The organism is Amnibacterium kyonggiense, assembly GCF_004364555.1.
In the GTDB taxonomy this organism is placed as follows: domain Bacteria; phylum Actinomycetota; class Actinomycetes; order Actinomycetales; family Microbacteriaceae; genus Amnibacterium; species Amnibacterium kyonggiense.
In genome coordinates, this window is sequence record NZ_SOAM01000002.1 from 476,675 (window position 1) to 502,033 (window position 25,359).

The following is a 25,359-nucleotide window of genomic DNA, read 5'->3' on the forward strand; positions in this document are numbered from 1 at the left end:
GGCCCGCACACCGGCCGCCCGGGTGGATCGCCTACTGTGCTGGCGTTCCGAGCGAAGGAGACGGCATGCAGTACCGCGATCTGGGCCGCGCCGGCCTGCAGGTGTCCGACATCGGCTACGGCGCGTGGGGCATCGGCGGCGCGGGCGGCGGCTGGGTCGGCGCCGAGGACGACGAGTCGCTGCGCGCGCTCGAGCGCTTCATCGAGCTCGGCGGCACGTTCATCGACACGGCGCGCGGTTACGGCCGCAGCGAGGAGCTGGTCGGCCGCGTCCTCCGGGAGCACCGGGACGAGGGCCTGATCGTCGCGACGAAGGTGCCGCCGAAGAACGGCGAGTGGCCCGCGCGCGCCGGCGTGCCCGTCGAGGAGGCGTTCCCGGGCGACCACATTCGCGCGAGCCTCGAGACGAGTCTCAAGGCGAGCGGCCTCGACGCCTTCGACGTGGTGCAGTTCCACGTCTGGAGCGACGAGTGGGTCGGGAACGGCGACTGGCTGGAGACCGTCCAGGCGCTGAAGGAGGAGGGCAAGCTCCGCCACTTCGGCGTCTCGATCAACGACTACGAGCCGGAGAACGCCCTCGCGCTGATCCGGTCCGGCGCCGTCGAGACCGTGCAGGTGATCTACAACGTGTTCCACCAGCAGCCGGAGGAGCAGCTGCTCGCCGCCTGCCACGAGCACGGGGTCGGGGTGATCGTCCGCGTCGCGCTCGACGAGGGCGGCCTCACCGGGCGCATCACGAAGGACACGACGTTCGAGGAGGGCGACTTCCGCCGCACCTTCTTCCAGGGCGACCGCCCGGCGCAGGTCGAGCAGCACGTGCAGGCGCTCGCGGACGACCTCGGGATCGCCGTCGACGAGGTGCCTGACGTCGCGCTCCGGTACGTGCTGTCGCACCCGGCGGTCTCGACCGTCATCGCGGGCATGCGCACGGTCCGCAACGTGGAGCGGAACGCGGCCACGAGCGACCGTGACGCCCTCCCCCAGGCGACCGTCGCGCGGCTCAAGGCGCACCGCTGGGAGCGCAACTGGTACCGCGGCTGACGGTGGTGCTCGTCAGGTCCTGATGGACGCGACCGGGCAGACTGCAGCGATGGCGCACCGGACGTACGTGCTCATCGACGGCGAGAACCTCGACACGACGCTCGGCGTCTCGATCCTCCGGCACGCGCCGAAGTCGGGCGAGCGGCCGCGGTGGGAGCGGGTGATCGAGTTCGCGCGCACCCTCGGCTCGGACGACGTCGTCGCGCTCTTCTTCATCAACTCGACCTCCGGGAACACGCCCTGGCCGTTCGTCGCGGCGATCCAGAACGCCGGCTTCCGCGCCGTGCTGCTGAGCGGCACGGGCAACGAGAAGGTCGTCGACGTCGGCATCCAGCGCACGCTGGAGGCGCTGACGAAGCGCGACGGGGATGTGCTGCTCGGCTCCCACGACCGCGACTTCCTGCCACAGGTCGAGCAGCTGCTCGACTCCGGGCACGGCGTCGCGATGCTCGGCTTCCCGGAGATGATGAGCGGCGTCTACGCCGAGCTCGGCGTGCAGATCCACGACCTCGAGTACGACGTGAAGGCGTTCAACGTGCGCCTGCCGCGCATCCGCGTCATCCCGCTGGCGGAGTTCGACCCGGAGGACTTCCTCGACTGAGCGGTCCTGGGCGCTCGTCGGGTCGTCGTCAGCCCGGCGGGCGCGGCGCGCTCGTGCGCGCGTCGAGCTCCACGACGCGCTCGGCCTCGCGCCGCATCGCGGGGTCGACCATCCGCCCGTCGGGCAGGCGGGCGACGCCGCCCTCCGCCGTCGCCGCGAGCACCGCGTGAGCGAGCGCGACGGCCTCCTGCGCGGGGGCGAACGCTCGCTCGACCACCGCCAGCTGTCGCGGGTGAACGGCCATGCGCCCGACGAAGCCGAGCGCGGCGCCGGCGCGCGTGTCCGCCTCCAGGCCCGCCTCGTCGTCGAGCCGGGTCCAGGCGGAGAGCATCGGCGCCGGGAGCCCCGCGGCCGCCGCCGCGTAGACGAGGCCGACCCGGGCGAACTCGATCACGGGCGCACCCGAGCCGACGGCGCTGCGGAGGTCCGCCTCGCCCAGGCCGACCCGGGTCACGGCGGCCTGCGCAGCGATCGACCGGGCGTCGAGCACGCCGGCCGCGTCCTCGAGCAGCGCGGTGAGGGGCACGCCGGGCAGCGCTGCCGCCACCGCGTCGAGGCGGGCCGCGGAGGCCTTCGGCACCCGCACCTCGAAGGGCGTCGACACCGCCGCCAGCGCGTGGAGGTCGTCCGGCCCGTCGATGCGGACCTGCACGACCACGCCCGGGTGCGGCTCCGCGAGCGCGGCGACGACGGTCTCCCGCGCTGCGGCCTTCCGGTCCGGTGCGACGGCGTCCTCGAGGTCGAGCACGACGAGGTCGGCGCCCGAGGCGAACGCCTTCGCGAACCGGTCCGGCCGGTCGCCGGGCACGTACAGTCCGGTCAGCAGGGGGGTCACACGATCCCCCGCTCGCGCAGCGCGGCGACCTGCTCGGGAGTCAGGCCGACCTCCGCGAGCACCGCATCGGTGTCCGCCCCGTGCGCGCGCCCGGTCCAGCGCACCGCGCCCGGGGTGCCGGACATGCGGGACAGGACGTTCTGCATCCGGATCGGCCCGAGGTCCTCGTCGTCGATCGTGAGGACCGTGCCGATCGCCCGGTACTGCGGGTCGTCCACGACGCCGCGGACGTCGTAGACCGGCGCGACCGCGGCCTCGACGCGCTCGAACTCCCCCAGCACCTCGTCGAGGTCCCGATCGCCGATCCACCCCTGCACGGCGGCGTCGAGCTCGTCCGCGTGCTCGGCGCGGCTGTGCCCGGAGGCGAACCACGGCTCGGCGAGCACGTCCGCCCGGCCGACGAGCCGCATCACCCGCTCGGCGATCGACTGCGAGCTCGTCGACACGGCGACCCACGAGCCGTCCCGCGTCCGGTACACGTTCCGCGGCGCGTTGTTGACGGAGCGGTTGCCGGTGCGCGGCTGCACGAGCCCGAGCTGATCCCACGCCGTGATCTGGCCGCCGAGCAGCATGAGGATCGGCTCGATGATCGCGACGTCGATCACCTGTCCCTCGCCGTCCCGGTCGCGCGCGCGCAGCGCGCTGAGGATCGCGGTGCTCGTCGCGAGCGCGGCGACGCCGTCCGCGAGCCCGAACGGCGGCAGGGTCGGCGGGCCGTCCGGCTGCCCGGTCAGCGCCGCGAAGCCGCTCATCGCCTCGGCGAGACTCCCGAATCCCGGGCGCCGGGACGAGGGGCCGACCTGCCCGAACGCGGTGACCCGCGCGATGACGAGCCCGGGGTTCGCCGCGAGCAGGCGGTCCGGGCCGATGCCCCACCGCTCGAGCGTGCCGGGCCGGAAGTTCTCGATGAGCACGTCCGCGCCGCGCGCGAGCGTCTCGAGCAGGTCCGCGCCCTCCGGCTGCGAGAGGTCCGCGGTCACGGTGCGCTTGTTCCGGCCGAGCGTCTTCCACCACAGGTTCACGCCGTCCTTCGCGGGCCCGTGCCCGCGCGCGGCGTCCGGTCGCCGCGGATGCTCGACCTTGACGACGTCCGCGCCGGCGTCGCCGAGGAACGTCGCGGCGAGCGGTCCGGCGAAGAGCGTGGAGACGTCGAGGACCCGGAGGCCCGCGAGCGCGGGAGCCCGCCCGGTCATGCGGCGTCCCAGGCGATCCGGAAACCGATCGACGGGCTCCGGTCCACCCCGAGCCCGGGCAGGAGGAGCTTCAGCGTGAACCCCGGCGCCTGCACGCCGCCGTCGACGTACCAGTCCGAGCCCGTGATCCGGGTCTCGCTGCCGCCCTTCAGGACGCACCAGCGGGTGACGCCGTCGGTCCGCTCGCTCTCCGTCCAGTTCCAGACCGCGGGGACCCGCCGCTCGAGCCCGGGGCCGGCGGTCTGCCACTCGTGCTCGGTCGGCAGGCGGGCGCCGCACCAGGCGGCGTAGGCGCGGGCGTCCTCGAGCGAGACGCCGGTGACCGGCGCCGCCGGTTCCGTCGACCCGACCAGGAAGCGCTGCTCGACCGCGGGGCGGTAGCCGGTCGCGGACAGGAACGCCGCGAACTCCGCGACGCTCACCTCCCGCCGGGCGACGCGCGCCTTCCCGAGCCGCACGCGCACCGTCCGCTCCTGCGGGTCGTGCAGGCGCGGCGGCAGCGGCTTCCACTCCTCCACGTAGGGCGCCTCGTCGTCGATCCCGGTCTCGCGGCGGCGCCAGGTCTGCACGAGCTCGGGCTCGTCCTCGGCGACGGCCACCGCGTCCGGATCGGGCTGACCGGCCGTGCGGTGCGGCGGGTGCGCGAGGACGGACCGCCGGGCGGGGAACGTCGCGTCCGTGCCGCCCGGGTCCGCGGCCTGCTCGGCGAGCAGCGGCGCGAGCCAGGCGGGCTCGCCGGCCGGGGCGAACAGGCCGAGCACGCCGTGCGCCGGGACGGTCTGCTCCGCACCGGCCTCGCGGCCCGCGGTCACGTCGACGAGTCGCCCGGCCGGCGGCTGCGCGAGCACGCGTCCGGTCCAGTCGGTGTCGCCGCGGTTCACCACGGTCCACAGGACGCCGTCGGCGTGCTCCCACCGGGACGCGAAGACGCCGGCGGCGATCGCCGCGTCGGACGCGCCGTCGAGCGGGGTCCACGCCCCCTCGAGCAGGATCCGGGAGGCGGCGCGCTGCACCCGCAGCACGCGGCGGAGGGTCGCGGCGTCGCGGTCGTTCCAGCCGACCCAGACGCCGAACACGGTGTCCCAGACGAGCACGCCCGTCCCGTTCATCCAGGCGGACTGCACCTCCTCCGCGTGGTCGCGGTTCCAGCGCCGCGTCGCGTGGAGCATGTGGCGGCGCTCGTACCAGTGCGCGCGCAGCACTCCGGGCGCCCGACTGTCGGCGAACCACTGCGCCCAGCTCAGCTGGTGATCCGGGACGCGCTGGTTCGGCACCCGGGACTCGCCCTCGAGCAGCAGCGGCGGATCCGCCTCGGTCGCCGCGCGGACCAGCGCGTCGTCGGCCTGCTTCAGCGTGTCGAGGAACACGCCGTCCGCGCCGACCTCGGTCGCGAGCGCGCGGAGCTCCTCCGCGTCGCTCCGCCCCGTGCGCCGGGTGCCGGTGTCCCACGGGTTGTAGTCGACGAAGACCAGCAGTCCGGCGTCCCGGAACGCGGTGACGAGGTCCGCGAGCCCGGGCACGTCGCGGTAGAAGTCCCACTGGTTCCGGTCGTCGATGCCGATGACCGGGTACGCGTGCCAGAGCACGAGCCCGTCCAACCCGCCGGTCCGCGCCATCGCGGCGAGCAGCCGCTCCGGGGTGAAGCGCCCCGCGGCGCGGTCGAAGAGCCGCTCGTCCCACAGCCAGACGAGCGCCACGGCGAAGGCCGTGGAGGCGCGGCGCCCGCGATCGGTCCGGTAGAGGGCGTCGTCCGGGTGCAGGCGCGCTCGGGCGGCGTCCCGCCACGCGGCCAGGTCGGCGCGCCAGCGCGGCCAGTCGGCGGGGTCGTCCGGGGCCGCGAACACCTTCGCGATGTCGCCCTGCTCCGGGTCGAGCACGCCGGCCGGCGGCAGCACGGTCGGCAGGTCGATCGGCCTCGGCCGGAGCGGGTCGAGCAGCGGCACCGGGGCCTCGTCGACGTCGACGATCGGCTCAGCCACGGGAGGCCGATCGCTGCGGCACGAGCGCGAGCGTGCGGTCGGCGAGCGCGGAGAGCCGGGCGCCGTCCTCGCCGGGCACGCTCGTCGCGAGCCGGTCGTGGATCGGGTCCGCGAACGACGGCGGCACGGCTCCGAGGCCGCCGAGCGCACCGACGATCGCGCCCGCGGTCGCACCGACGGAGTCCGTGTCCCATCCGCACTCGACCGCGAGACCGGTGGTGCGGGCGAAGTCGCCGTCGCCGCGGGCGACCGCGAAGGCGAGCAGCGCGGCGTTGTTCAGCACGTGCACCCAGTGGAGGTCGCCGTAGCGCTCGTGGAGGGCGTCCAGTCCGGCGTCGTCGCTCCCCGCGGCCTCGGCGGTCGCGAGTCCGAATCGGACGGCCGCGGCGTAGCGGCTCTCGGGCGGCACGACCTCGAGGCCCGCTTCCAGCACGGCCCGCGGATCGTCGAGCACGACGGCGGCGGACGCGCACGCGGCGGCGAAGAGCGCGCCGAAGAGGCCGTTCCGCCGGTGGCTGAGCCGAGCGTCCGCCCAGGCGAGTCGCGCCGCGGCGGTCCGGTCGCCCGGCCGAGCCCAGCCGTAGACGTCGGTCCGGATCTGCGCGCCGATCCAGTCGGTGAAGGGGTTGCCGACGACGGCGGCTTCATCGGGCTCGCCGCCGTCGAGCAGGTTCCGGTACGCGATCCGCTCGGCGGTGAAGACGCGGCCGCCGGGCAGCTCGTTCAGCCAGCGGGTCGCGACGTCGTCCGTCGTCGGATCGCCGTCGGTCTGCTCGAGCAGGTGGAGGACGATGAGCGGGAAGTTGAGGTCGTCGTCCTCCGGCATCCCGTCGATCCGTTCCGCGAGGCTCGTCGGGCGGCTCCGCCGGTTCCACGGCCACCGCTCGGCGATCGCGTCCGGCAGTCCGACCGCCGTGAAGTACGCGCGGACCGGGAGGTTGCCGGTCGCCTCGGCGATCGCGGCGATGCCCTCCCGCGGCAGCTTCTCCACGGGCTTGCCGAGCAGGCAGCCGGCGGCACGGCCGAGCCAGGCGCCGTGCACGCGGTCGGCGAGGTCGTCGCCGACCGGCAGGAGCGGCAGGTCCGGGATCGCGTCGAGCCCGTCCGGCTCTGCGGCGAGCAGCGCGAGATCGCGCGGCAAGGCGTCGAGGTCGTCGAGCAGGGTGCGGGCGAGCCGGCGCTGATCGGGTGTCCCGGGCGTGCCGGCGCCCTCCCGGTCGGGCCGGTCGTCGCGTCCGGCGGCGATCCAGCGCCGCCGGACCGCCTCGACGTCGGCACCGTCGCGTGCCGCGGCGTCGAGCGCATGCGGGACGAGGTCCTCGGGTCGCGCCCAGGTCAGTCGGAACGTCACGGGGCCGCCGTGAGGGCAGAGGCGGCCAGGTCGCGGCGCGCGGCCGCACGGGCGGCGGCGCGCTCGCCGTCGGCGGCCCAGACGTCGCGCGCGACGGCGGCCATCGTCCGCCCGGGCCGCTCCAGGTCGATGCGGCTCGCCTCCCCGATCCGCTGCACCCACTCCGCGTCCACCGAGCGGCGCCCGCCGAGCGCACCGGCGATCGACCCCGCCATCACGGCGATGGAGTCGGAGTCGCGCCCGTAGTTGACGGCGCCGAGCACGGCGGCGCGGTGGTCGCCGCTCGCCGCGAGCAGCATCCCGAGCGCGACCGGCAGCTCCTCGATCGACTTCGTGCGGTTCGGGAGGCGCGCGTCGCGGGCGGGCGACCGGTAGGTCTCCCCCACGGTGTCGAACGGCCGGACCGCGTCGCGGATCGCGTCGATCGCGCCCATCGGGTCCCGGTGCCGCGCGGCGACGGTCGCCACCGCGTCGATCGCGTCGCGCGTGCCGTCCTTCGCGAGCCGCAGCGCGGTGTCGACCACGTCCTGCACGCCCGCGCCCGGCCGCATCGCCTCGGCGACGGCCGCCGCGAAGACCCCGGCGGCCTCGCGGCCGTAGCTGGACTGGTGCGCCCCGGCGATGTCGACGCCCTCCGCGTACGCGGTGTCCGGGTCGCCGGCGTTCACGACGCCGACGGGCGGCATGATCATCGCCGCGCCGCAGTTGACGATGTTCCCCACCCCGGCCTCCCTCGGGTCGACGTGCCCGTAGTGGAGGCGCGCCACGAGCCACTTCTCTGCGAGGAAGAGCCGCTGCAGCAGGATCGTCTCGGTCTCGAGCTCCGGGATCCAGCGCCGCTCGCCGATCAGTCGCGGCACGAGGTGGTCGGCGACGTCGAACGCCGTGAGGTGACGCCGGACCTCGTCGTAGACCTCGACGAGCGCGACGGTGAGCAGGGTGTCGTCGGTGACGTGCCCGTCGCCCTTGTGGTACGGCGCGATCGGCCTGGCGGTGCGCCAGTCCGCGTTGAACGGACCGACGATCCCCTCGATCGGGCCGCCGTAGCGCGCACGGATCGCCTCCGGGGTGTTCCCCTCGGCCGCGCCGCCGAGCGCGTCCCCGACCGCCGCGCCCGCGAGCGCGGCGATCGCCTTGTCCTCGAACAGGTCCATGGACTCCCCCTCCGACGTCACTTGTTCACCGACTGCCACCCGGCCGTGAGCTGCGACTTCAGCTGATCGGTCGTGATGCTGCCGGCGAAGTACTTCTGCAGCAGCGGCGTCGCGTACTGGTCCTTCCACTGCGGGTAGTTCGTCGCGGTCTGGAACGGCGCCGCGGTGAGGCCCTTGCCGCTCGCGATCGTCTGCTCCCAGCCGTCCTTGCCGCCCGTCTCCTTCAGCACCTCCTGCTGCGCGGGCTCGGAGGCCGGGATCAGCCAGTCGCCCTGCGCCAGCGCGGCCTGGTTCGTCGCGCTCATGAAGTAGTCGATGAACTGCGCGGCCTGCTGCTGCGCCTTGCTCGTCGCGGAGACGGACATCGTCTGCGGATCGGCCGCCTGCGCCGTGCCGGCGGAGCCCGCGAGCGGCGGCAGGACGTCCCACTCGAAGCCCTTCGGCCCGGACTGCGTGATCTGCTGGGCGACGTAGTTGCCGCCGACGTACATCGCGTACTTGCCGCCGAAGAACCCCGGCAGCGCGTCCGAGCCCGACTGGGTGATGGAGGTCGGCGCGATGCTGCGGTCGGTCCGGGCCATCGCCTGGATCGTCTCCGGCACCTTCAGCTCGTTCGCGCCGATCTGGATCTGCGCGTCCTTGCCCGTGCCGGTGAACCAGGTGCCGCCGTAGTTGAGGGAGGTGCTGAGCACGGTGGCGGCGGGCTGCGAGAGCCCCCACCCGACCCCGTACTTCCCGTTCTTCGTCAGCTGCTTCGCGATCGACCGGAACCGGTCCCAGGTCATCGAGTCGCCCGTCGGCATCGAGACGCCCGCATCGGCGAAGGCCTTCTTGTTCGCGAAGACGACGTAGGTCTGCAGCAGCGTCGGCGCGGCGACGATCTTGCCGTTCACCGTCACCGCCTTCCAGATGCCCGCCGGGACCGCCTGCTGCACGGAGGAGGACAGGTACGGCTTGAGATCGGCGAGGTAGCCCTGCTCGGCGAAGCCGGTGATGTCCGCGGCCTCGTCGTGGATGATGTCCGGCGCCGTGCCGCCCTGGAACTGCGTCACGAGCTGGTCGTGCACGTTGTCCCAGCTGCCCTGCCGCAGGTCGATCTGGATGTCCGGGTGGCTCGCGTTCCAGCTGGTGACGATCTTCTTCACCGCCGCGATGGTCGTGGCCTGGAACGCGAGGCTCTGGAACGTCAGCGTGACCTTCTTGCCGCTCGACGCCTGCGGGGTGCTGCCGCCGCTGTTGAACGCGCAGGCGGAGAGCAGGCCCGCGGACGCGGCGAGCACGGCGCCGCCGAGCACGGTGCGGCGGGCGACGGGGGTGGTGCGGATGGACATGCGGTGTCTCCTTCGACAGGGGGTGGGAACGGCGGGCGTCAGCCCTTGACGGCGCCGGAGAGAAGGCCGGAGGTGAGCCGGCGCTGGATCAGGACGAAGAACAGGAGGCTCGGCAGCGTCGCGAGCAGCGCGCCCGCGGCGAGCTGGCCGAGCTGCACCTGCCCTTCCGACCCGACGAAGCGGGCGAGGGACAGCGGCAGCGTCTGCAGCGCCGGGTTCTGGATCAGCACCAGGGCGAAGAAGAACTCGTTCCACGCCGAGATGAAGGTGAACAGGCTGGTCGCGACGAGGCCGGGGCCGAGCAGCGGCAGCACGATCGACACGAGGACGCGCAGTCGGCCGGCGCCGTCGGTCGCGCCGGCCTCCTCGAGGTCGACGGGGATGGAGGCGACGTGCCCCTGCAGCATCCAGAGCGTGAACGGCAGCGACCAGACCGTGTACACGAGCACGAGCCCGACGAGGCTGTCGACCAGGCCGACCTGCTTGAGCACGAGGAACAGCGGGATGATCACGAGGATGAAGGGGAAGACCTGGCTGAGCAGGATCCAGCCCGTCGCCGCGCTGCGGATGCGGCTCCGGAACCGGGCGAGCGCGTAGGCCGCCGGCAGGGAGATCACCGTCACGACGATCGTCGTCGACACGGCGACGATCACGCTGTTGAGCCCCGACTGCAGCAGGTTCGCCTGCTGGATCGCCTGACCGAAGTTGGAGAGGTCGAGGCTCTGCGGCAGCAGCGTCGGGTTCGGTGCGAGCAGCTCCCGGGACGACTTGAACGACGTCGTCAGCAGGAACAGCAGCGGGAACCCGAGGAACACGACGTACGCCGCGAGCGCCACGTACTGCAGCGGGCGGACGACGCGGTTGCGGCGTCGGATGGAGGGGGTGCGGCGCCTGGCCGTCCCCGCGGTGACTGCGGTCATGCGCGCTTCGCTCTTGCCTGGGCACGGAGGTACAGGACGAGGAACACCGAGATGATGACGACCATCACGTTGCCCATCGCCGCCGCGCTGCCGAAGTCGCCGTAGCGGAACGCCTCGTTGTAGGCGAACAGCATCGGGAGCATCGTCTGGCCGCCGGGCCCACCGGCGGTCAGCACGTAGACGAGCGCGAACGAGTTGAAGTTCCAGATCAGATCGAGCGTCGTGATCGCGATGATCACCGGCTGCAGCCCGGGCAGCGTCACGTGGAGGAAGCGCTGCCAGGTGCCCGCCCCGTCGATCTCCGCCGCCTCGTGCAGCTCGCCGGAGATGTTCTGCAGACCGGCGAGGAGGGTGATGGTCGTCTGCGGCATGCCCGACCAGACCCCGACGACGATCACCGTCGGCAGCGCGATCGCGAAGCTGCCGAGCCAGTTGATGTCGCTCGGCAGCCCGAGGAAGCCGAGGATCTGGTTCACGGGGCCGTAATCGGGGTTCAGGATCAGCCGCCACATGATCGCGATGGTCACGGGCGGGATCGCCCAGGGCACCAGGGCCAGGGTGCGGGCGAGCCAGCGGCCGCGCAGCTTCAGGTTCAGCAGCAGCGCCAGCCCGAGCGCGGCGAGGAACTGGAGCAGGGTCACGGAGATCGCCCAGACCGCGCCGATGCGGAACGAGCTCCAGAAGAGGCTGTTGCCGAGCAGGTCGACGTAGTTCTGCAGGCCGTTGAAGGAGACGACCTGGTTCAGGCCCGCTTGCGCGTTCGTGAAGCCGAGCGCGATGCCCTGCACGAGCGGGTACACCGACAGCAGCGCGACCGGGATCAGCGCCGGCAGCAGCAGGAGCCAGGTCTCCCGTGCCTGGGCGCGGCGCTGTCGACTGCGCTTGGGCCGCTGCGGACCCGGCTTGCGCTGCGCGGTGTCCGCGAGCGGCGCCTCGGTGACGGCGGTCATGCGGCTCCTCCGCTGGACGCCCGGACGCGCAGGGTCGGTTCGACGACGACGCGCTCGGGCGGCCCGTCGAAGCCGCCGAGCCGGCGGAGCAGCAGCTGCGCGGCCCGCCGCGCGCGCTCGATCGAGCCGAGGTCGACGCTCGTGAGCGCCGGACGCGTCATCCCGGCGAGGTCGGTGTCGTCCATGCCGACGACCGCGACGTCCTCCGGGACGCGCAGCCCGCGCTCGCGCAGCACGTTCAGCGCGGCGACGCCGAGCAGGTCGTTCGCGCAGAGGATCGCGTCCGGGACGCACTGGTCGAGCACCCGCCGGGCCGCGGGCAGGCCCGCTTCGTAGGTGAAGTCGTCCGCGACGACCTGCAGCTCCTGATGCGTGACGAGGCCGAGGGCGTCGCAGCCGCGCACGTAGCCGGCGAGGCGCGCCGCGCCCGGCACGGTGTCGACGGGGCCGTTGACGAAGGCGATGCGGCGACGGCCCTGCGCCACGAGGTGCTCGAGCGCGAGCCGCACGCCCGTCATCGAGTCCGCGCGCACGCTGTCGACCGGCACGTCGTCGGGGACCGAGCCGATCACGACGATGGGGTGGCGGCGCCCGCGGAGCCGCTCGACGACCCGCTCGTCGACCTGCAGCGGGCTGAGGATCAGGCCGTCGACGAAGGATCCGTCGAGGTCGGTGAGCAGACCGAGCGGCCCGTCGGCGCCCTGCCCGGTGGAGGCGAGCAGCAGGCGGAAGCCGCCCTCCTGCACCTCCTCGGTGATGGTCCGCGTCATCGCGGTGTAGACGGGGTTCCCGAGATCCGCGACCGCGAAGGCGATCTGCTCGGTGCGGCCGACGCGCAGACGGCGGGCCGAGGCGTCGGGCGCGTAGCCGAGCGCGGCGGCGGAGGCCTGCACCCGCTCGGTGATCGCCGGCGATGCGGGCAGCCCGTTGAGCACCCGCGACACGGATGCCACGGACACCCCCGCGTGCTGCGCCACCAGGGCGATGGTCGACTTCTTCGTCATGCTGCCTCGTAATCGATTACAAGAACGATTACAGCGACCGTACGCGGCGCGCTCCATTCGCGCAACACCACCGGGCCCGATTCCGCTTCCCTCGCCCTCGCTGGTCGAGGTGCGAGCGAAACGAGCCTCGAGACCACCCCGAGGGTCCACACTCGACGAGACGATCGAGGAGGACCGATGGCGCTCGTCACCTGCGGGTTCCGCTCCGAGGTGCTCGGCATCGACACCTCGATGACCGCGGTGCTGCCGCTCGGCGCGGACCGCGCCGCTCCCCCGGCGCTGCTCTACCTCCTGCACGGCGCGGGCGGGGACCACACCTCCTGGCTGCAGGGCGCCCCGATCGCGCGCCTGGCGGAGGAGGCGGGTCTCGCGGTCGTGATGCCTTCCGGCGGGCACGGCTACTGGACCGACCAGGTTCGCGGTCCGCGCTGGTGGACCTTCGTCGCGGACGAGCTGCCCACCATCGTGCGCGACCTGTTCGCCCTCGACCCGCCGCGCGAGCGCACGTTCGCCGCCGGCCTCTCCCGCGGCGGGTACGGCGCGCTGAAGCTCGGTCTCCGTCGGCCCGAGCGCTTCGCGGCGGTCGCCGGGCTGTCGGCCAAGGTCGACATCGCGAACGAGGACTGGTCGGAGCCCTGGCGGCAGGACGTGTTCGGGAGCGCCGAACGCGCCCGGCAGGAGGGCGACGACCTCCTCACCCTGCTCGCCGCCGTCGATCCGGGGGCCTGCCCGCGGCTGCTGCTCTCCTGCGGCACCGCCGACCGGCTGTACGGGGAGAACCTCCGGTTCCGCGACGCCGCGCTCGAACGCGACCTGCCGGTCGACTGGACCGAGGGGCCGGGAGGGCACGACTGGGAGGTCTGGGACCGCGACATCCGGCCTGTCGTCACCCGGTTTGCCGAGCTCGCCCGCGAGACCTGAGGACGTCGAGCAGGGTGCCTTCGCGGCGGTGAGGGCGCAGAGTGAGCCGGTGGGCACGCCGCGGGACCCGGATGCGGAGGGGCTCGACGCCCTGCGCCGCCGGCTCTACCGTCCCGGCTCCACCGAGTCGGACCTGCGCCGCTACCTCGCGGAGCGCTCGGCCATCGCACCGGAGCCGGCGCCTCAGTCGGTGCCGGCACTCCCCCACGCGCCGCGTCGCCGGTTCGTGCCCGTCGCGGCGCTGAGCGCCGTGGTCGCGGTCGCCCTCGCCGTCTCCCTGAGCCAGCTGCACGCACTGCGAGCGCCTGCGCGGAGTGCCGCCACGGCGTCGCCCGTCCCGGTGCTCGTGCAGGACATCGGCGACGGGACCACCCTGACCGTCCCGCAGCGCGCGTCGATCCGGACGGCGACGACGCCGATCGCCATCGACGGCACCGCGGTCGTCGGGCAGCGGTTCGAGGGCAGCGGCAACGCGATGCTGGTGGTCGACCCGCCGAGGCGTGCGATGCACGGCGGCGTCGCGACCGTGCTCCTCACGTCGATCGGGCCCGTCCCGGTCTCCTGGCGCGCCCTGTCGCTGGTGTACCTCGGGCAGTGGACCGCCGTGCCCGTCGTGCTGGCGCGCGGCAGCTCCGCCGAGCCGCCCGGCGTGGGCGCACCGCGGACGTTCCGCTACCGCGACGCGCCGCCGACCCGGATCGCGGTGATCGCGCCGGCCGGCGTCCGCTGGTCGGTGCTCGTCGGCGTCACCGGACCGGAGCACGCGCTGCACTGAGCGCGGGGCGAAGCCGCATCCCAGCCCGGCCCGCCCGGACTGGGGATGGAGCACCTGATCGCGACCTGAATAGCGTTGACGCACCCGACGACCCACCCGGAGCATCCATGGCCGACATCCGCCGCTTCCCGTTCACGCTGCACCTGCGCTCGAACCCGACGAACTACGTCATCCACACCCGCAAGGGGGCGCTCGCGCACCGCGGAGCCGGGGCCGCGTTCTTCTTCCGCCCGCTCAACGCGGCGATCAGCGAGGTGCCGATCGCCGAGTCGGAGCTGTCGATGCTGTTCCGCGCCCGGACGGTCGACTTCCAGGAGGTGTCGGTCCAGGCGACGGTCACCTACCGCTTCGGCGACCCGGCGGTCGCGGCGGAGCGCATCGACTTCTCCATCGACCCGTACCGCGGGCAGTGGATCGGCAAGCCGCTCGAGCAGGTCGGCACGCGCATCACGGAGCTCGCGCAGCAGTACGCCGTCGAGCACATCTCGACCGTCCCGCTCGTCGAGCTGCTCAGCACCGGGGTGCCGATCGTCCGCAGCACGACCGCCGCCGGGCTCGCCGCCGACGCGCGCCTCGCGGAGACCTCCGTCATCGTCATCGCGGTCCGCATCGTCAGCATCCGCCCGCAGCCGGACCTGGAGAAGGCGCTCGAGACGCCCGTCCGCGAGCAGGTGCAGCAGCAGGCGGACGCCGCGAGCTACGAGCGCCGCGCGCTCGCCGTCGAGCGCGAACGCACCATCGCCGAGAACGAGCTGCAGTCGAAGATCGAGCTCGCGACCCGGGAGCAGCACCTGGTGCAGCAGGAGGGCGCGAACGCGCAGCGGCGGGCGACCGAGGAGGCCGCGACCGCGCGCATCACGGCGACCTCGGTCGCGGAGCGGGACCGGATCCGGACCGAGTCGGAGGCGGCGCGCACCCGCGAGCTCGGCACCGCCCGCGCGGAGGCGGAGACGGCGCGGCTCGGCTCCTACGCCGGCGTCGACCCGGCGCTGCTGACCGCGCTCGCGATGAACGCCCTCGCCGAGCACCTCCCCGCCATCGGCACCTTGAACCTGACGCCGGACGTGCTGACGCAGGCGCTGACGAAGCTCGGCGCCGCTCCCGCGGCGGCGCCCGCGCCGGCTCCCTCGAGGGACTGACGCGGTGGCGCTCGCGCCGCGGATCGTCGTCGTCCACCGCAGGTCGGAGCTCGACGAGCTGATCGACCGGCACGCGACGTACGGGCAGGCGGAGTTCTTCCTCCGCTCCCGCGGCCGGAGCATCGCGGAGCTGCAGTCGCGCCACGACGCCGTCGAGGCGGCGCGGACCGCGGTGGAGGACGCCGTCCCGGACGGCTTCCGGCGGGCGACGGTCGAGCGCTCCGAGCTCGACCGCTACCTGTTCGCACCGGAGGACGTGATCGTCGCCGTCGGCCAGGACGGCCTCGTCGCGAACGCCGCGAAGTACCTGCACGGGCAGCCGGTGCTCGGCATCGACCCCGAGCCCGGCATCAACGCGGGCGTGCTCGTCCCGTTCTCCCCGGCGGAGGCGCACGCGCAGATGCTCGCGATCGCCCGCGGCCGGGCCGCGGTCTCGGAGCGCACGATGGTGGAGGCCCGGCTCGACGACGGCCAGTCCCTCGTCGCGCTGAACGACGTCTACATCGGCAGTCCGGGCCACCAGTCCGCGCGGTGGACGCTGAGCGACCCCGGCCGCGGCGACGAACGGCAGTCCTGCTCCGGCCTGATCGCCGGGACCGGGACCGGCAGCACCGGCTGGATCTCCTCCATCGCCTCCGACCGCCGGCTCGCGGACCGGCTCCCGGCGCCGGAGTCGCACGACATCGCCTGGTTCGTCCGGGAGGCGTGGCCGTCCCGATCGACGGGCACCGCGCTCAGCTGGGGCGTCGTCACCGGCGAGCGGCCGCTGACGATCACCGCGCAGTCCGACCTGCTCGTCGCGTTCGGCGACGGGATCGAGCGGGACCGGCTGTCGATCGGTTTCGGGCAGCGCCTGACCGTCGCGCCCGCGTCGGCCCGGCTCCGCCTGGTGGTCCGCTCGCGCTGAGCGGGCCGGGCTCGATCCGTGACGGGGCCGGATCGGCCGCCGGTCACGGATCGAGCGCCGGAGGGTCAGTCGGGGACGACGACCGCCCGTCCGCGCAGGGACCCGGCGTGCAGCTTCTCGTACGCGCGCGGAGCGTCCGCGAGCGAGAACTGCTCGATCTCGACGGTGATCTGACCGCGGCGCGCCAGGTCGAGCACCTCGATCAGCTCGCTGCGGCTCCCCCAGTAGGGCATGCGCAGCGCCGCGTCGAAGGGCACGGAGCCGAACGCGACCGGGACGCTCCCGCCGCCGATGCCGACGATCGTCACGTCCGCTTCGACGGCGGCGCTCGCGACGGCGATCTCCATTGTCGGCTGCACGCCGACGAAGTCGAACACCGCGTCCGCGCCGAGGCCGCCCGTCAGGTCCCGGATCCGGCCCGTCGCCTCCTTGTTCGACAGCACGGTCTCGTCGGCGCCGACCTCCGACGCCAGCTCGAGCTTCTCCTCGTTCACGTCGACGGCGATCACCCGGGCGCCGGAGATCGCCTTGAGGATCTGGATGCCGACGTGCCCGAGGCCTCCGGTGCCCAGCACGACCGCGGTCGCCCCGGCCCCGAGCTTCGGCAGGGACTGCTTGATTGCGTGGTACGGCGTGAGGCCGGCGTCCGTCAGCGACACGTTCTTCACGGGGTCGAGGCCGTCCAGGGGGACGACGTGCCGCTCGGAGTCGACCAGCATGTACTCCGCCATCGCACCGGGCGCACCGAGTCCGGGCGGGCGGATGCCCTCCGCGGCGGCGTTGGTGCAGTAGTTCTCCTTGCCCTGGGCGCAGTTGTGGCAGCGACCGCAGCCCCACGGCCCGTACACCGCCACCGCGTCCCCGACCGCGACGTGCTCGACGCCCTGGCCGACCGCGGCGACCACCCCGGCCCCCTCGTGCCCGAGGGTCAGCGGAAACCCGTAGTCGTACGCCTCCGCGGGCAGCGACATCACGAACTCGTCCGAGTGGCACGCGCCCGCGGCCGTCACCTTGAGCAGCAGCTGCCCCGGCCCCGGCTCCGGCTCATCGATCTCGACGACCTCCGGCCGTGCTCCGATCGCTCGATACTGCAGCGCCTTCATAGGGCGTCTCCTTCCGTCGCGTCCTCCGACGGTAGGCCTCGGACCTGATCGCCGGTCCGCTTCCCGGATCAGGACGGATTCGCGACACGCCGCACCCGCGGCCGCACCGGACGGCGTGTCGCCGAATCCGTCCTGATCCGCGTAACGAGCGCGCGCGGATCGGCCGGGGCGGGCGGGGGTTCGATCCGCCCACCCGCCCCGGGGTCGGGTCAGGCGCGCTGCGAGGCGACGGGCGGCACCGGGTCGCCCTCGATCGCCTCCGCGCCCTCGAGCAGCGCCGGCGCTGCAGCGAGCACCTGCGGCCGCGTCACGGCGAGCACGATCGTGTAGACCACGCCGACCGCGATCAGCAGGATCGACAGCAGCGGCATCAGGTCGAACGCGCCGCCCTGCCCCGGCCGCAGGTTGCCCCACACGGGGATCAGGAGGACGAGCATCCCGATGATCGGCACCACGATCCACAGCACCGGGTTCTTCGCGACGCCGTTGCGGCGCAGTTTGAAGAACTCCACGATCAGCGCGAGGTTCGTCACGAAGTACATGACGACGACGCCGAAGATGCCGAGGGTCGGCAGCACGCTGCCCGCGTCGCCCGGGTCCGCGAACTGCATCACGCAGCCGAGCACCAGGCTCGGGACGACGAACGCGACCGCGGCGACCCACGGCGTGCCGAAGCGCGGGTGCAGCCGGTCGAGCGCCGCCGGCCACAGCCGCCCGCGCGCCCCGGCGAACAGCACGCGCGCGGTCTGCGTGTTCGCGGAGATGTAGGACGACGTGAGGCTGACGAGGAACACCGCGACCAGGAACGGCACCGCGAAGGAGCTCGACACGTGGAGGAACCGGACGGTCGCCGTGGCGAAGGGGTTCGGGTCCTTCGCGAACTCCGCGACCTTGCTCACGCCGAACGCGGACACGACCGCGTAGGAGCCGAGGACGTAGAGGAAGCCGCTGATCAGCACCGAGCCGACGAGCCCGATGGGGACGTTCCGGCGCGGGTTGTCGGTCTCCTCCGCCAGCGGCGCGGAGGCCTCGAAGCCGCCGAACGCGACGACCGCGAGGCCGAAGGTGATGAACACGTTCGTCGCCTCGGTGCCGGTCGGCCAGGTGAACGGCGCCGCGGAGAGGCCCTCCGCCCCGCCCTGCAGCACGACGGCGAGGCTGATGACGACGATTACGGCGACCTCGATGAGGTACAGCACGACGGTGACGCGCACGCCGAACTGGAGGCCGACGATCACCGGCACGGTGACGATCACCCCGTACGCCAGCGTGATGCCGACGGTAAGGAGGTTCGTCCCGACCCCGGTCGCCGTGATGCCGAACACGTTCGCGACGATGTACTGGCCCGCGAAGATGTACAGGCCGCCGAAGGTCACCATGTAGCCGACGATCGTGATGACGCCGATCGCCGTCGCCACCCGCACGCCGAGCGCGCGGCTGATGTACGTGACGAAGGAGCCGGCGCTCGGGTAGACGCTCGAGAACTGCGCCAGGCTCAGCGCGGTCGCGAGCATCCCGACCATCGAGATCAGGAACACGAGCGGCACGGACGGCCCGGCGAGGGACGCCATCACCGCGGTGGTGAAGAACAGGTTGAACGCGGGCGCGATCTGCGCGACGCCGGGCATCAGCACGCCGAGCGCGCCGAGCTTCTTGGTGGGCTCCGGCGAATCCGGCCGGACGGTGGTGGTGCTCATCGGGCATCTCCTTCGATGCGGTCGAGGAACGAGACGAAGGCGGTGTTGAACGCGTCGGGGTGCTCCCAGACGCAGCCGTGACCGCCGGGGGTGGTGGCCCACTCGGAGCCGGGGACAAGCTCGTGCAGCTCGTGCGACAGGGACGTCGGGATAAGGAGGTCCTCCTCCCCCGCCAGCACGAGCGACGGCACAGAGAGCGAGCCGATCCGGTCCGTCGTGTCGTGCTGCTGGATGACGGCGAGCTGGGCGAGGTAGGCCGGGATGGGCATGTTCATGTACTTCATGCCCGCCTCGAACTCGGCGAGCTCGTCGCCACGGGTGCGGAAGAAGTCCTGCGTGAACGCCCACAGCGTGACGTCGCGCATCACCGTCGGCACGCCCATGACGGGCGCGATGGTCTCCCAGAACGCGAACATGCGGGAGCAGAAGGGGCCGGGTGCGGCGTAGGTGCACGCCATCGTCACGGACTTCAGGTCGCCGGGGTGCTTGAGCGCGTACTCCTGCACGATCATCCCGCCCATGGAGACGCCCATGAGGTGGAAGTCCGTGATGCCGAGCTCGTCGACGAGCGCCTTGGCGTCGTCGGCGAGCAGCTCGGACGTGTACGGGCCGGCGGGCTTCGACGTGGCGCCGACGCCGCGGTTGTCGAAGGTGAGGACGCGGTAGCCCGCTTCGAGGAGGGCGGGGGTCTGGTAGGCCCAGGTCTCCTTCTCGTCGGCGAGGCCGTTGACGAGGACGACGGTGCGGTCGCCCTCGCCTTCGAGTGTGTAGGCGATGTCGATGCCGTTGACGGACGCGGTGGGCATCAGGCTCCTTCGGTGGGGGGCGGTTCGGCGGTGGTGGCGGGGGTGGTGCTGGCAGGGCTGGTCGTGCTGGCGGTGGTGCGGTCGTGGAGGTCGTTCAGCAGCTCTTCGGTGAGCGCGAAGTGCTCGCGGGCGAGCTGCGCGGCCCGGTCGGGGTCGCGGTCGAGCACGGCGGCGGCGAGCACGGCGTGCTGCTCGACGGCGCGGCGGCGGACGTCCTCGCTGAAGGGCTCGCCGTGGAACCCGAGGCCGACCTCGTGCTGCAGGCGCATGCTCAGCTCGGCGAGCTGCCGGTTGTGCGTGGCGGCGGCGATCGACTGGTGCACCTCGAGGTCCGCGAGGCGCGAGGCGTTCCGGTCCGTTCCTGCAGCGCCGTAGGCCTCGACGGCGAGGCGGATCCGCTCCTCGTCCTCCGGCACGATCCGCTGCGCCGCGGTCCGGGCGATCTGCTGCTCGACGAGGGAGCGGAAGTCGAGCGTCTCCTGGAGCGTGCCCCAGCTCTCGCCGAGGGCGCGGCGGACGCCGGAGTCGGAGGCCGGGCCCCACTGCGAGACGACGAACGTGCCGCCGGCCCGCCCGCGCTGCACGCGGACGTAGCCGAGTGCGGCGAGGCGGGAGATCGCCTCCCGGACCGTCGTCTGGCTGACCTCGAGCATCGCGGCGAGCTCCGGGAGGCTCGGCAGCTTCTGGCCGACGACGAACTGCCCGAGCGCGAACGCGGTGATGAACCGGTCCGCGATCCGCGCCGCAGCGGTCTCGGCTATGAGGGGGCGGAGCGCGGCGACCTCCGCTCGGCGGCTGTCGCTCATGCGCGCTCCTCCCCCAGGTAGTCGGCGAGGAAGCGCGCGAGGGTGCGTGCGCCGTCGACGACGCTCGCCAGCTCGACGGCCTCGTCGACCCCGTGCATGTTCTGGACCCGCGGCCCGTAGGCGAGCGCCGGGATGCCCGCCTGGTTGACGTAGTAGCGCGCGTCCGTGGTCGCGCCGATCGACACCGAGGGCGTCGTGCTGCCGTGCGCGGCCTCGTGCGCCGCGGCGAAGCGCCGCACGAACGGGTCGTCGGGGTCCTGCGCGTACCGCTCGGCGCGGTAGCCGTTCAGCCGCAGGGTCGGCGGGTGCTCGCCGAGCCAGGAGTCGTCGTGGGAGGCCGCCGCGATAGCCGTCCGCACCTGCTCGAGCGTCTGCTCGGCGCTCCACGCCGCCGGGTGGCCGACGCGGACGTCGATGCGGGCGACTTGCGGCACGCTCGACGCCCACGACCCGGACGTGAACCGGCCGACGTTGACGAGGTAGGGCGACTCGATGTCCGCGAACGCCGGATCGGGGTCGACGCGGTGATCGGCGTTCATCCGCGTCTCGAGCCACCGCAGCCCGGCGAGCACCGGCTCCGCGGCGAGGATCGGGTTGCCCGATCGACCCGACGCCTCTGCGTGGCCCGCGCGCCCCTCGATGACGACCTCGATCCAGGCGATCGCGATGCCGGCGAGCAGCAGCTCGAGGTCGGTCGGCTCGAGCAGCACTGCAGCGTCGGCGGTGACGCCCGCGCGGATGGAGGCGAGCGCGCCGTTGCCGGTGCACTCCTCCTCGATCACGGCGATGAGGGTCAGGTCGCCGCGCTGCCAACCGGGCTGCACCTCGTCGAGGGCGCGGATCGCGAGCAAGCACATGGCAAACCCGCACTTCATGTCGCCGGCGCCCCGGCCGAAGAGCCAGCCATCGCGGACCTCGGGGGCGAAGGGCGGCGACGTCCAGCCGTCCGCGTCCTCGACGGGCACGACGTCGATGTGTCCGTTCAGCAGCAGGCTGGGCGCGGATGGGTCGCTGCCGGGGCGCCGCGCGACGAGGTCGTAGCGCCCGGCGTACGACTGCTGCGGGACGCCGGCGAGCGGGTCGGCACCGATGCCCTCGGGGATTGGCAGGCGCTCGACGGTGAAGCCGAGCTGCTCGAGCGCGGCGGCGAGGACTTCCTCCGCGGCCTGCTCGTGGCCGACCGTGCTGTCCGCGCGGACCAGCTCGGCGAGCAGCGCGAACACCTCGTTGGCGTGCTGCGCCACGGTCTCGTCGAGCCGGTGCATCGAACCTCCTGCAAAACAACCAGTGGTTGGTTGTTTGGAAGATAGCTCGTCGGAAGCGCGAAGCGGAAGGGGTGGCACGCCAACGAGATGCGAGCACCACCCGGCCCAGCTGCACACACCCCTCGCGGCACCCCGGGGCCCGCAGCGCTCAATCCGCGTCCGCTGATCCATGGCGCCCGCCGCGAGCCGTCTCCGGTGCAGATCGGTCCTGAACCAATTAGGCAGGCATCATGGCGTGTCCACCGCGAGGCCAGTCAGGTTGCATGCAGAGTCGGTGACATGACAGGTCCGCGAGGATGCCGACGCGATCCACGCGCATATCCATCCAGAGACTGCTGGGCGTCCCGACGAAACGCGCTGGCCGACCGGAACGGTCAGCGACCACCTTCGTGCGCTGCCGCGTGCGGCCCACCGATTCAGCCCCTCGTTCGTCTGCTCGCAGAGGGACCAACACGACGAAAGGACCGGCTTTGGCCGCTCAACCCGCCCCGAATTGGTACGACGATGGATCTGGTCATGAGCGCTGGTGGGACGGTCGCGGCTGGACGCAGTACACACGTCCTCGCTCCATCGCGGCCGCAGGCGAGGCAGCGACCAGCATGGTCGAGCAGCCTGTTCCTACGGCGGGAGCCACTGCAGCGTCCGGCGACGCGACGCCGGGTGACCACAAGTCATCGCTCACCGATGGCGCTGATGATCAGGCCGAGCGCCCGCGCGTTCGCATCAAGGAGTCGAGCAAACGCTTCCTCGTTCCCTTGATCGTCGGGCTCGTCGCCTTCTTGATCGGTATGGGCGCCGGACACGGGGACGCCGCACCTGCATCAGTCGATCCGACCACAACGCCTGCCTTCTCGAGGTTGGAGACCGCGCTCTCAGCGATGACGACCGAGCGGGATGACCTCAAGCAGCAGGTCGATGCCGCATCCGCCGAGAAGACCGACCTGGAGACTCGCACCGCCGAACTCGATTCCCGAGAGTCCGACCTCGACGCGCAGCAGAAGAAGCTTGATTCACGGTCGAAGAAGCTCGACAAGCGTGAGGCGGAGCTCGCCAGCTCAAGCGATTCGAGCAGCTCGAGCAGTTCGGATTCGGCCGAGACACAAGCGAAGTCGGTCTATTACGAGAATTGCACCGCTGCTCGGGCGGCTGGCGCTGCGCCAGTTCGCGCCGGCGACCCCGGTTACTCGCGCAAACTCGATCGAGACGGCGACGGTGTCGGCTGCGAGTGAGCTTCGCGTCCCACTGCTCTCGCGGAAGCTCGCCGCCCCCGCGCGAGGCCGAGCGACGAACGGCATGTACCCCGGCGGCTCGACCCACCGCGACACGGTGATGCGACAGCCCAACCGCGACGCGTCTTACGGCCGCCAGGCGGCGTCATCACGTCGAAGCGCATGACGTTTCGCTCGTCCGCACGCACCAGATCGGGGTCCGTGAGAGCGCTGCTGCCCGTCGATCGCGCGATGTCGACGGGGACTTACTAGCGTTCATGAATGGCTTGGGAGTCCAGCAGCACCGCAATCCGCGCGTTCGTGCACGAGCGGGACTGGTCCCAGTTCCACTCGCCGGACAATCTCGCGAAGAGCATCGCGATCGAGGCGGGCGAGCTGCTCGAGTGCTACCAGTGGTCCCCCGGGGCCGACCACGCGGATGTTCGGCGCGAGCTCGCGGACGTGTTGATCTACTGCCTCCTGCTGGTCGACGAACTGGGCGCGGACGTGGACGAGCTCATCGCCGCGAAGATTCAAGAGAACGAGCGCAAGTACCCGGCGGATCGCGCTCGCGGGCGGTCGGCGAAGTATGACCGGCTTTGAGATAAGCCGCCTCGACTTCCGAGCCGAGGCTGTCCGCGATTGGGCAGCGTCGAACGCGCTGCGCACGAACTGGCCAGTGGTCTACGTGCTCGACGGCCGATCCGATGAGGCTCGGTCGAGCGAGGTCGAGGTCTACGTCGGCGAGACCCTGAACGCGCAAGCGCGCCTCCGGCAACACCTCGAGTCGCGCACCAAGAGCGCGATGCGGTCGGTGCGCGTGATCGTGGATGAGGAGTTCAACAAGTCCGCAGCCCTCGACCTCGAGTCGTTCCTCATCCGGCACTTCGCGGGCGACGGTCACTTCAGGGTGGCGAATCGGAACGACGGCGTCGTAGATGCGGCCTACTTCGACCGCGCGAAGTACCAGGAGTCGTTCGAGGCGATCTTCGAAGCTCTGCGAGCGGAGGGTCTCTTCACTCGTGACATCGCCGCCATCGAGAACGACGACCTGTTCAAGCTGTCGCCCTTCAAAGCGCTGACTGCCGAGCAGACCGAGGCCGTTGAAGGAATCATGCGAGTCGTCGCGGAGCGGCTTCTGACTCAAGAGGACTGCACCGTCGTGGTGCGAGGAGCGCCGGGGACGGGCAAGACGATCGTCGGCGTCTTCCTGATGAAGCTGATCGCGGACCTGGGAGCAGGCGACGCGGTCGACCAGAACGCCGAGAACGAGTCACCGCTGTCATCCCTCTTCTCCTCCGAGGATCGTGTCGCGTACACCGGGCTGGACGTCGGCTTCGTCATCCCCCAGCAGTCGCTGCGTCGTTCGGTGCAGGAGGTGTTCCGTCGCACCCGCGGGCTGAGTGCGAGCCAGGTCATGTCGCCGTTCACGGCTGCCGAGCACACGGGAACCTTCGACGTCCTGCTGGTCGACGAGGCGCATCGTCTCAACCGCAGGGCCAGCCAGCCCTCCGGACCCCTCAACAAGCAGTTCGGCGAGATCAACCAGAAGCTCTTCGGCGAGGACGACTTCACGAAGACGCAGCTCGACTGGGTGACGGCGAAGAGTCGGATCCGCATCCTGCTCCTCGATGAGCGACAGTCCGTGATGCCGGCCGATCTTCCGCGCGACGACGTCATGGCCGTCGTCGCGCAGGCGCAACGCGAGGACAGCTACTTCGAGCTGCAGACGCAGATGCGCGTGCGGGGCGGACGCGACTACGTCGAACACGTCCGCGGGTTACTCGACGTGAGCACGCCAATGTCTACGTTGGAAGCCAGATCTCGGATCCGCGCAACCGACTACGAAATCCGATTCTTCGACGACATCAGAGCGCTGCACGACGCGATTCGGGCGCGAGACCGGGAGTACGGGCTGTCCCGGCTGGTGGCTGGTTATGCGTGGGAGTGGAAGAGCAAGAATGACGCGTCCGCGATGGACATCGAGATCGACGGCTACGGGCTCCAGTGGAACAGGACCGCTGTCGACTGGATCACGTCCGCCGGGGCGATCGATCAGGTCGGGTCCATCCATACGGTGCAGGGCTACGACCTGAATTACGCCGGCGTGATCATCGGAAACGATCTGAAGATGGATCCCACGACCGGCAGGCTCGTCGGCGTTCGCGAGTCCTACTTCGACAAGCGCGGGAAGCAGAACAACAGGTTGCTCGGGATCGAGTACAGCGACGACGACCTCGGCCGCTACATCGCCGACATCTACGGAGTGCTGCTCACTCGTGGCGTCAGAGGCACCTATCTCTACGTCTCGGACCCTGGCCTGCGGGAATATCTTCAACGAACTCTCTAAAGGCGCACGAACTCGGGACCGCAA

23 protein-coding genes and 1 pseudogene are annotated in these 25,359 nt (G+C 72.1%); 10 read left to right on the forward strand and 14 right to left on the reverse strand.

The features are described 5' to 3' along the window. Positions 1–65 precede the first annotated feature (65 nt). Complete coding sequence (locus tag CLV52_RS10675) at positions 66–1,040, forward strand: aldo/keto reductase (protein ID WP_133766324.1); 975 nt, start codon at positions 66–68, stop codon at positions 1,038–1,040. A 49-nt stretch (positions 1,041–1,089) separates the two neighbouring features. Continuing rightward, positions 1,090–1,641, forward strand: a complete 552-nt coding sequence (locus CLV52_RS10680; protein WP_133766325.1) for an NYN domain-containing protein — start codon at positions 1,090–1,092, stop codon at positions 1,639–1,641. 28 nt (positions 1,642–1,669) lie between these two features. Here CLV52_RS10680 and CLV52_RS10685 read toward each other — a convergent pair whose 3' ends face one another. From CLV52_RS10685 to CLV52_RS10725, 9 genes are read right to left on the reverse strand one after another with little or no spacing between them, the layout of a single operon-like run. Next, the gene (locus CLV52_RS10685) at positions 1,670–2,476 is read right to left on the reverse strand and encodes an HpcH/HpaI aldolase/citrate lyase family protein (RefSeq protein ID WP_211342678.1); all 807 of its coding nucleotides are present in this window, start codon (positions 2,474–2,476) and stop codon (positions 1,670–1,672) included. Further along, a complete protein-coding gene (locus tag CLV52_RS10690) occupies positions 2,473–3,669 on the reverse strand; it encodes a CaiB/BaiF CoA transferase family protein (RefSeq protein ID WP_133766326.1) in 1,197 nt (398 codons plus the stop codon). The genes CLV52_RS10685 and CLV52_RS10690 overlap by 4 nt, the downstream gene beginning before the upstream one ends. Continuing rightward, a complete protein-coding gene (locus tag CLV52_RS18920; RefSeq protein WP_246018075.1) occupies positions 3,666–5,648 on the reverse strand; it encodes an SUMF1/EgtB/PvdO family nonheme iron enzyme in 1,983 nt (660 codons plus the stop codon). The genes CLV52_RS10690 and CLV52_RS18920 overlap by 4 nt, the downstream gene beginning before the upstream one ends. Next, entirely contained in the window at positions 5,641–6,999 is a 1,359-nt protein-coding gene (locus CLV52_RS10700; RefSeq protein ID WP_211342679.1) for an ADP-ribosylglycohydrolase family protein, read from the reverse strand. The genes CLV52_RS18920 and CLV52_RS10700 overlap by 8 nt, the downstream gene beginning before the upstream one ends. Beyond that, on the reverse strand, positions 6,996–8,153 hold the full coding sequence (locus CLV52_RS10705) for an ADP-ribosylglycohydrolase family protein (RefSeq protein WP_133766327.1): 1,158 nt from the start codon (positions 8,151–8,153) through the stop codon (positions 6,996–6,998). Before CLV52_RS10705 ends, CLV52_RS10700 begins: the two co-directional genes overlap by 4 nt. A 17-nt stretch (positions 8,154–8,170) precedes the next feature. After that, positions 8,171–9,484: an ABC transporter substrate-binding protein gene (locus tag CLV52_RS10710; protein ID WP_133766328.1), complete on the reverse strand. Its 1,314-nt coding sequence runs from the start codon at positions 9,482–9,484 to the stop codon at positions 8,171–8,173. Between the two features lie 38 nt (positions 9,485–9,522). Beyond that, positions 9,523–10,404, reverse strand: a complete 882-nt coding sequence (locus tag CLV52_RS10715; protein ID WP_133766329.1) for a carbohydrate ABC transporter permease — start codon at positions 10,402–10,404, stop codon at positions 9,523–9,525. After that, positions 10,401–11,354: a carbohydrate ABC transporter permease gene (locus CLV52_RS10720; protein WP_133766330.1), complete on the reverse strand. Its 954-nt coding sequence runs from the start codon at positions 11,352–11,354 to the stop codon at positions 10,401–10,403. The genes CLV52_RS10715 and CLV52_RS10720 overlap by 4 nt, the downstream gene beginning before the upstream one ends. Further along, positions 11,351–12,358 carry a LacI family DNA-binding transcriptional regulator gene (locus CLV52_RS10725; protein WP_133766331.1) on the reverse strand — a complete coding sequence of 336 codons (1,008 nt, stop codon included), beginning with the start codon at positions 12,356–12,358 and terminating at the stop codon, positions 11,351–11,353. Before CLV52_RS10725 ends, CLV52_RS10720 begins: the two co-directional genes overlap by 4 nt. A gap of 177 nt (positions 12,359–12,535) precedes the next feature. Between CLV52_RS10725 and CLV52_RS10730 the strand changes: the two genes are divergently transcribed. From CLV52_RS10730 to CLV52_RS10745, 4 genes are all read left to right on the forward strand, one after another. Further along, positions 12,536–13,279 (forward strand): alpha/beta hydrolase, encoded by a 744-nt coding sequence (locus tag CLV52_RS10730; RefSeq protein ID WP_133766332.1) that lies wholly within the window; start codon positions 12,536–12,538, stop codon positions 13,277–13,279. A 49-nt stretch (positions 13,280–13,328) separates the two neighbouring features. Continuing rightward, the gene (locus CLV52_RS10735) at positions 13,329–14,054 is read left to right on the forward strand and encodes a hypothetical protein (RefSeq protein ID WP_133766333.1); all 726 of its coding nucleotides are present in this window, start codon (positions 13,329–13,331) and stop codon (positions 14,052–14,054) included. A gap of 107 nt (positions 14,055–14,161) precedes the next feature. Further along, complete coding sequence (locus CLV52_RS10740; protein WP_133766334.1) at positions 14,162–15,193, forward strand: SPFH domain-containing protein; 1,032 nt, start codon at positions 14,162–14,164, stop codon at positions 15,191–15,193. Positions 15,194–15,197: 4 nt separating this feature from the next. Next, entirely contained in the window at positions 15,198–16,100 is a 903-nt protein-coding gene (locus tag CLV52_RS10745) for an NAD(+)/NADH kinase (protein WP_133766335.1), read from the forward strand. Positions 16,101–16,165: 65 nt separating this feature from the next. Here the strand turns inward: CLV52_RS10745 and CLV52_RS10750 are convergent, their stop codons facing one another. The 5 genes from CLV52_RS10750 to CLV52_RS10770 all read right to left on the reverse strand — a co-directional run bounded on the left by CLV52_RS10750 (position 16,166) and on the right by CLV52_RS10770 (position 21,777). Further along, complete coding sequence (locus CLV52_RS10750) at positions 16,166–17,203, reverse strand: NAD(P)-dependent alcohol dehydrogenase (RefSeq protein ID WP_133766336.1); 1,038 nt, start codon at positions 17,201–17,203, stop codon at positions 16,166–16,168. 209 nt (positions 17,204–17,412) lie between these two features. After that, entirely contained in the window at positions 17,413–18,900 is a 1,488-nt protein-coding gene (locus CLV52_RS10755; RefSeq protein WP_133766337.1) for an APC family permease, read from the reverse strand. Further along, complete coding sequence (locus tag CLV52_RS10760) at positions 18,897–19,706, reverse strand: alpha/beta fold hydrolase (protein ID WP_133766338.1); 810 nt, start codon at positions 19,704–19,706, stop codon at positions 18,897–18,899. Before CLV52_RS10760 ends, CLV52_RS10755 begins: the two co-directional genes overlap by 4 nt. Next, entirely contained in the window at positions 19,706–20,512 is an 807-nt protein-coding gene (locus CLV52_RS10765) for a FadR/GntR family transcriptional regulator (protein ID WP_133766339.1), read from the reverse strand. The genes CLV52_RS10760 and CLV52_RS10765 overlap by 1 nt, the downstream gene beginning before the upstream one ends. Beyond that, entirely contained in the window at positions 20,509–21,777 is a 1,269-nt protein-coding gene (locus CLV52_RS10770; protein ID WP_162850813.1) for a M20/M25/M40 family metallo-hydrolase, read from the reverse strand. Before CLV52_RS10770 ends, CLV52_RS10765 begins: the two co-directional genes overlap by 4 nt. Positions 21,778–22,073: 296 nt before the next feature. On the opposite strand from CLV52_RS10770, the pseudogene CLV52_RS19135 reads away from it, so the two are divergent. From CLV52_RS19135 to CLV52_RS10785, 4 genes and pseudogenes are all read left to right on the forward strand, one after another. Next, positions 22,074–22,340: pseudogene (locus tag CLV52_RS19135) on the forward strand (hypothetical protein); the annotation flags it as partial. Between the two features lie 36 nt (positions 22,341–22,376). Next, positions 22,377–23,006, forward strand: a complete 630-nt coding sequence (locus CLV52_RS18430) for an excalibur calcium-binding domain-containing protein (protein ID WP_246018076.1) — start codon at positions 22,377–22,379, stop codon at positions 23,004–23,006. 261 nt (positions 23,007–23,267) lie between these two features. Next, positions 23,268–23,588 (forward strand): nucleotide pyrophosphohydrolase, encoded by a 321-nt coding sequence (locus CLV52_RS10780; protein WP_133766341.1) that lies wholly within the window; start codon positions 23,268–23,270, stop codon positions 23,586–23,588. After that, complete coding sequence (locus tag CLV52_RS10785) at positions 23,575–25,335, forward strand: DUF2075 domain-containing protein (RefSeq protein ID WP_133766342.1); 1,761 nt, start codon at positions 23,575–23,577, stop codon at positions 25,333–25,335. The genes CLV52_RS10780 and CLV52_RS10785 overlap by 14 nt, the downstream gene beginning before the upstream one ends. Positions 25,336–25,359: the final 24 nt, after the last annotated feature.

Excerpts from the sequence above, each read along its gene's own strand:
- CLV52_RS10740 (WP_133766334.1), top strand. The coding sequence starts at position 14,162 with ATGGCCGACATCCGCCGCTTCCCGTTCACGCTGCACCTGCGCTCGAAC.
- CLV52_RS10730 (WP_133766332.1), top strand. The coding sequence starts at position 12,536 with ATGGCGCTCGTCACCTGCGGGTTCCGCTCCGAGGTGCTCGGCATCGAC.
- CLV52_RS10770 (WP_162850813.1), bottom strand. The coding sequence starts at position 21,777 with ATGCACCGGCTCGACGAGACCGTGGCGCAGCACGCCAACGAGGTGTTC.
- CLV52_RS10690 (WP_133766326.1), bottom strand. The coding sequence starts at position 3,669 with ATGACCGGGCGGGCTCCCGCGCTCGCGGGCCTCCGGGTCCTCGACGTC.
- CLV52_RS10750 (WP_133766336.1), bottom strand. The coding sequence starts at position 17,203 with ATGAAGGCGCTGCAGTATCGAGCGATCGGAGCACGGCCGGAGGTCGTC.
- CLV52_RS10710 (WP_133766328.1), bottom strand. The coding sequence starts at position 9,484 with ATGTCCATCCGCACCACCCCCGTCGCCCGCCGCACCGTGCTCGGCGGC.
- CLV52_RS10680 (WP_133766325.1), top strand. The coding sequence starts at position 1,090 with ATGGCGCACCGGACGTACGTGCTCATCGACGGCGAGAACCTCGACACG.
- CLV52_RS10725 (WP_133766331.1), bottom strand. The coding sequence starts at position 12,358 with ATGACGAAGAAGTCGACCATCGCCCTGGTGGCGCAGCACGCGGGGGTG.
- CLV52_RS10785 (WP_133766342.1), top strand. The coding sequence starts at position 23,575 with ATGACCGGCTTTGAGATAAGCCGCCTCGACTTCCGAGCCGAGGCTGTC.
- CLV52_RS10765 (WP_133766339.1), bottom strand. The coding sequence starts at position 20,512 with ATGAGCGACAGCCGCCGAGCGGAGGTCGCCGCGCTCCGCCCCCTCATA.
- CLV52_RS10675 (WP_133766324.1), top strand. The coding sequence starts at position 66 with ATGCAGTACCGCGATCTGGGCCGCGCCGGCCTGCAGGTGTCCGACATC.
- CLV52_RS10715 (WP_133766329.1), bottom strand. The coding sequence starts at position 10,404 with ATGACCGCAGTCACCGCGGGGACGGCCAGGCGCCGCACCCCCTCCATC.
- CLV52_RS10755 (WP_133766337.1), bottom strand. The coding sequence starts at position 18,900 with ATGAGCACCACCACCGTCCGGCCGGATTCGCCGGAGCCCACCAAGAAG.
- CLV52_RS10760 (WP_133766338.1), bottom strand. The coding sequence starts at position 19,706 with ATGCCCACCGCGTCCGTCAACGGCATCGACATCGCCTACACACTCGAA.
- CLV52_RS10780 (WP_133766341.1), top strand. The coding sequence starts at position 23,268 with ATGGCTTGGGAGTCCAGCAGCACCGCAATCCGCGCGTTCGTGCACGAG.
- CLV52_RS18430 (WP_246018076.1), top strand. The coding sequence starts at position 22,377 with ATGGTCGAGCAGCCTGTTCCTACGGCGGGAGCCACTGCAGCGTCCGGC.
- CLV52_RS10720 (WP_133766330.1), bottom strand. The coding sequence starts at position 11,354 with ATGACCGCCGTCACCGAGGCGCCGCTCGCGGACACCGCGCAGCGCAAG.
- CLV52_RS10705 (WP_133766327.1), bottom strand. The coding sequence starts at position 8,153 with ATGGACCTGTTCGAGGACAAGGCGATCGCCGCGCTCGCGGGCGCGGCG.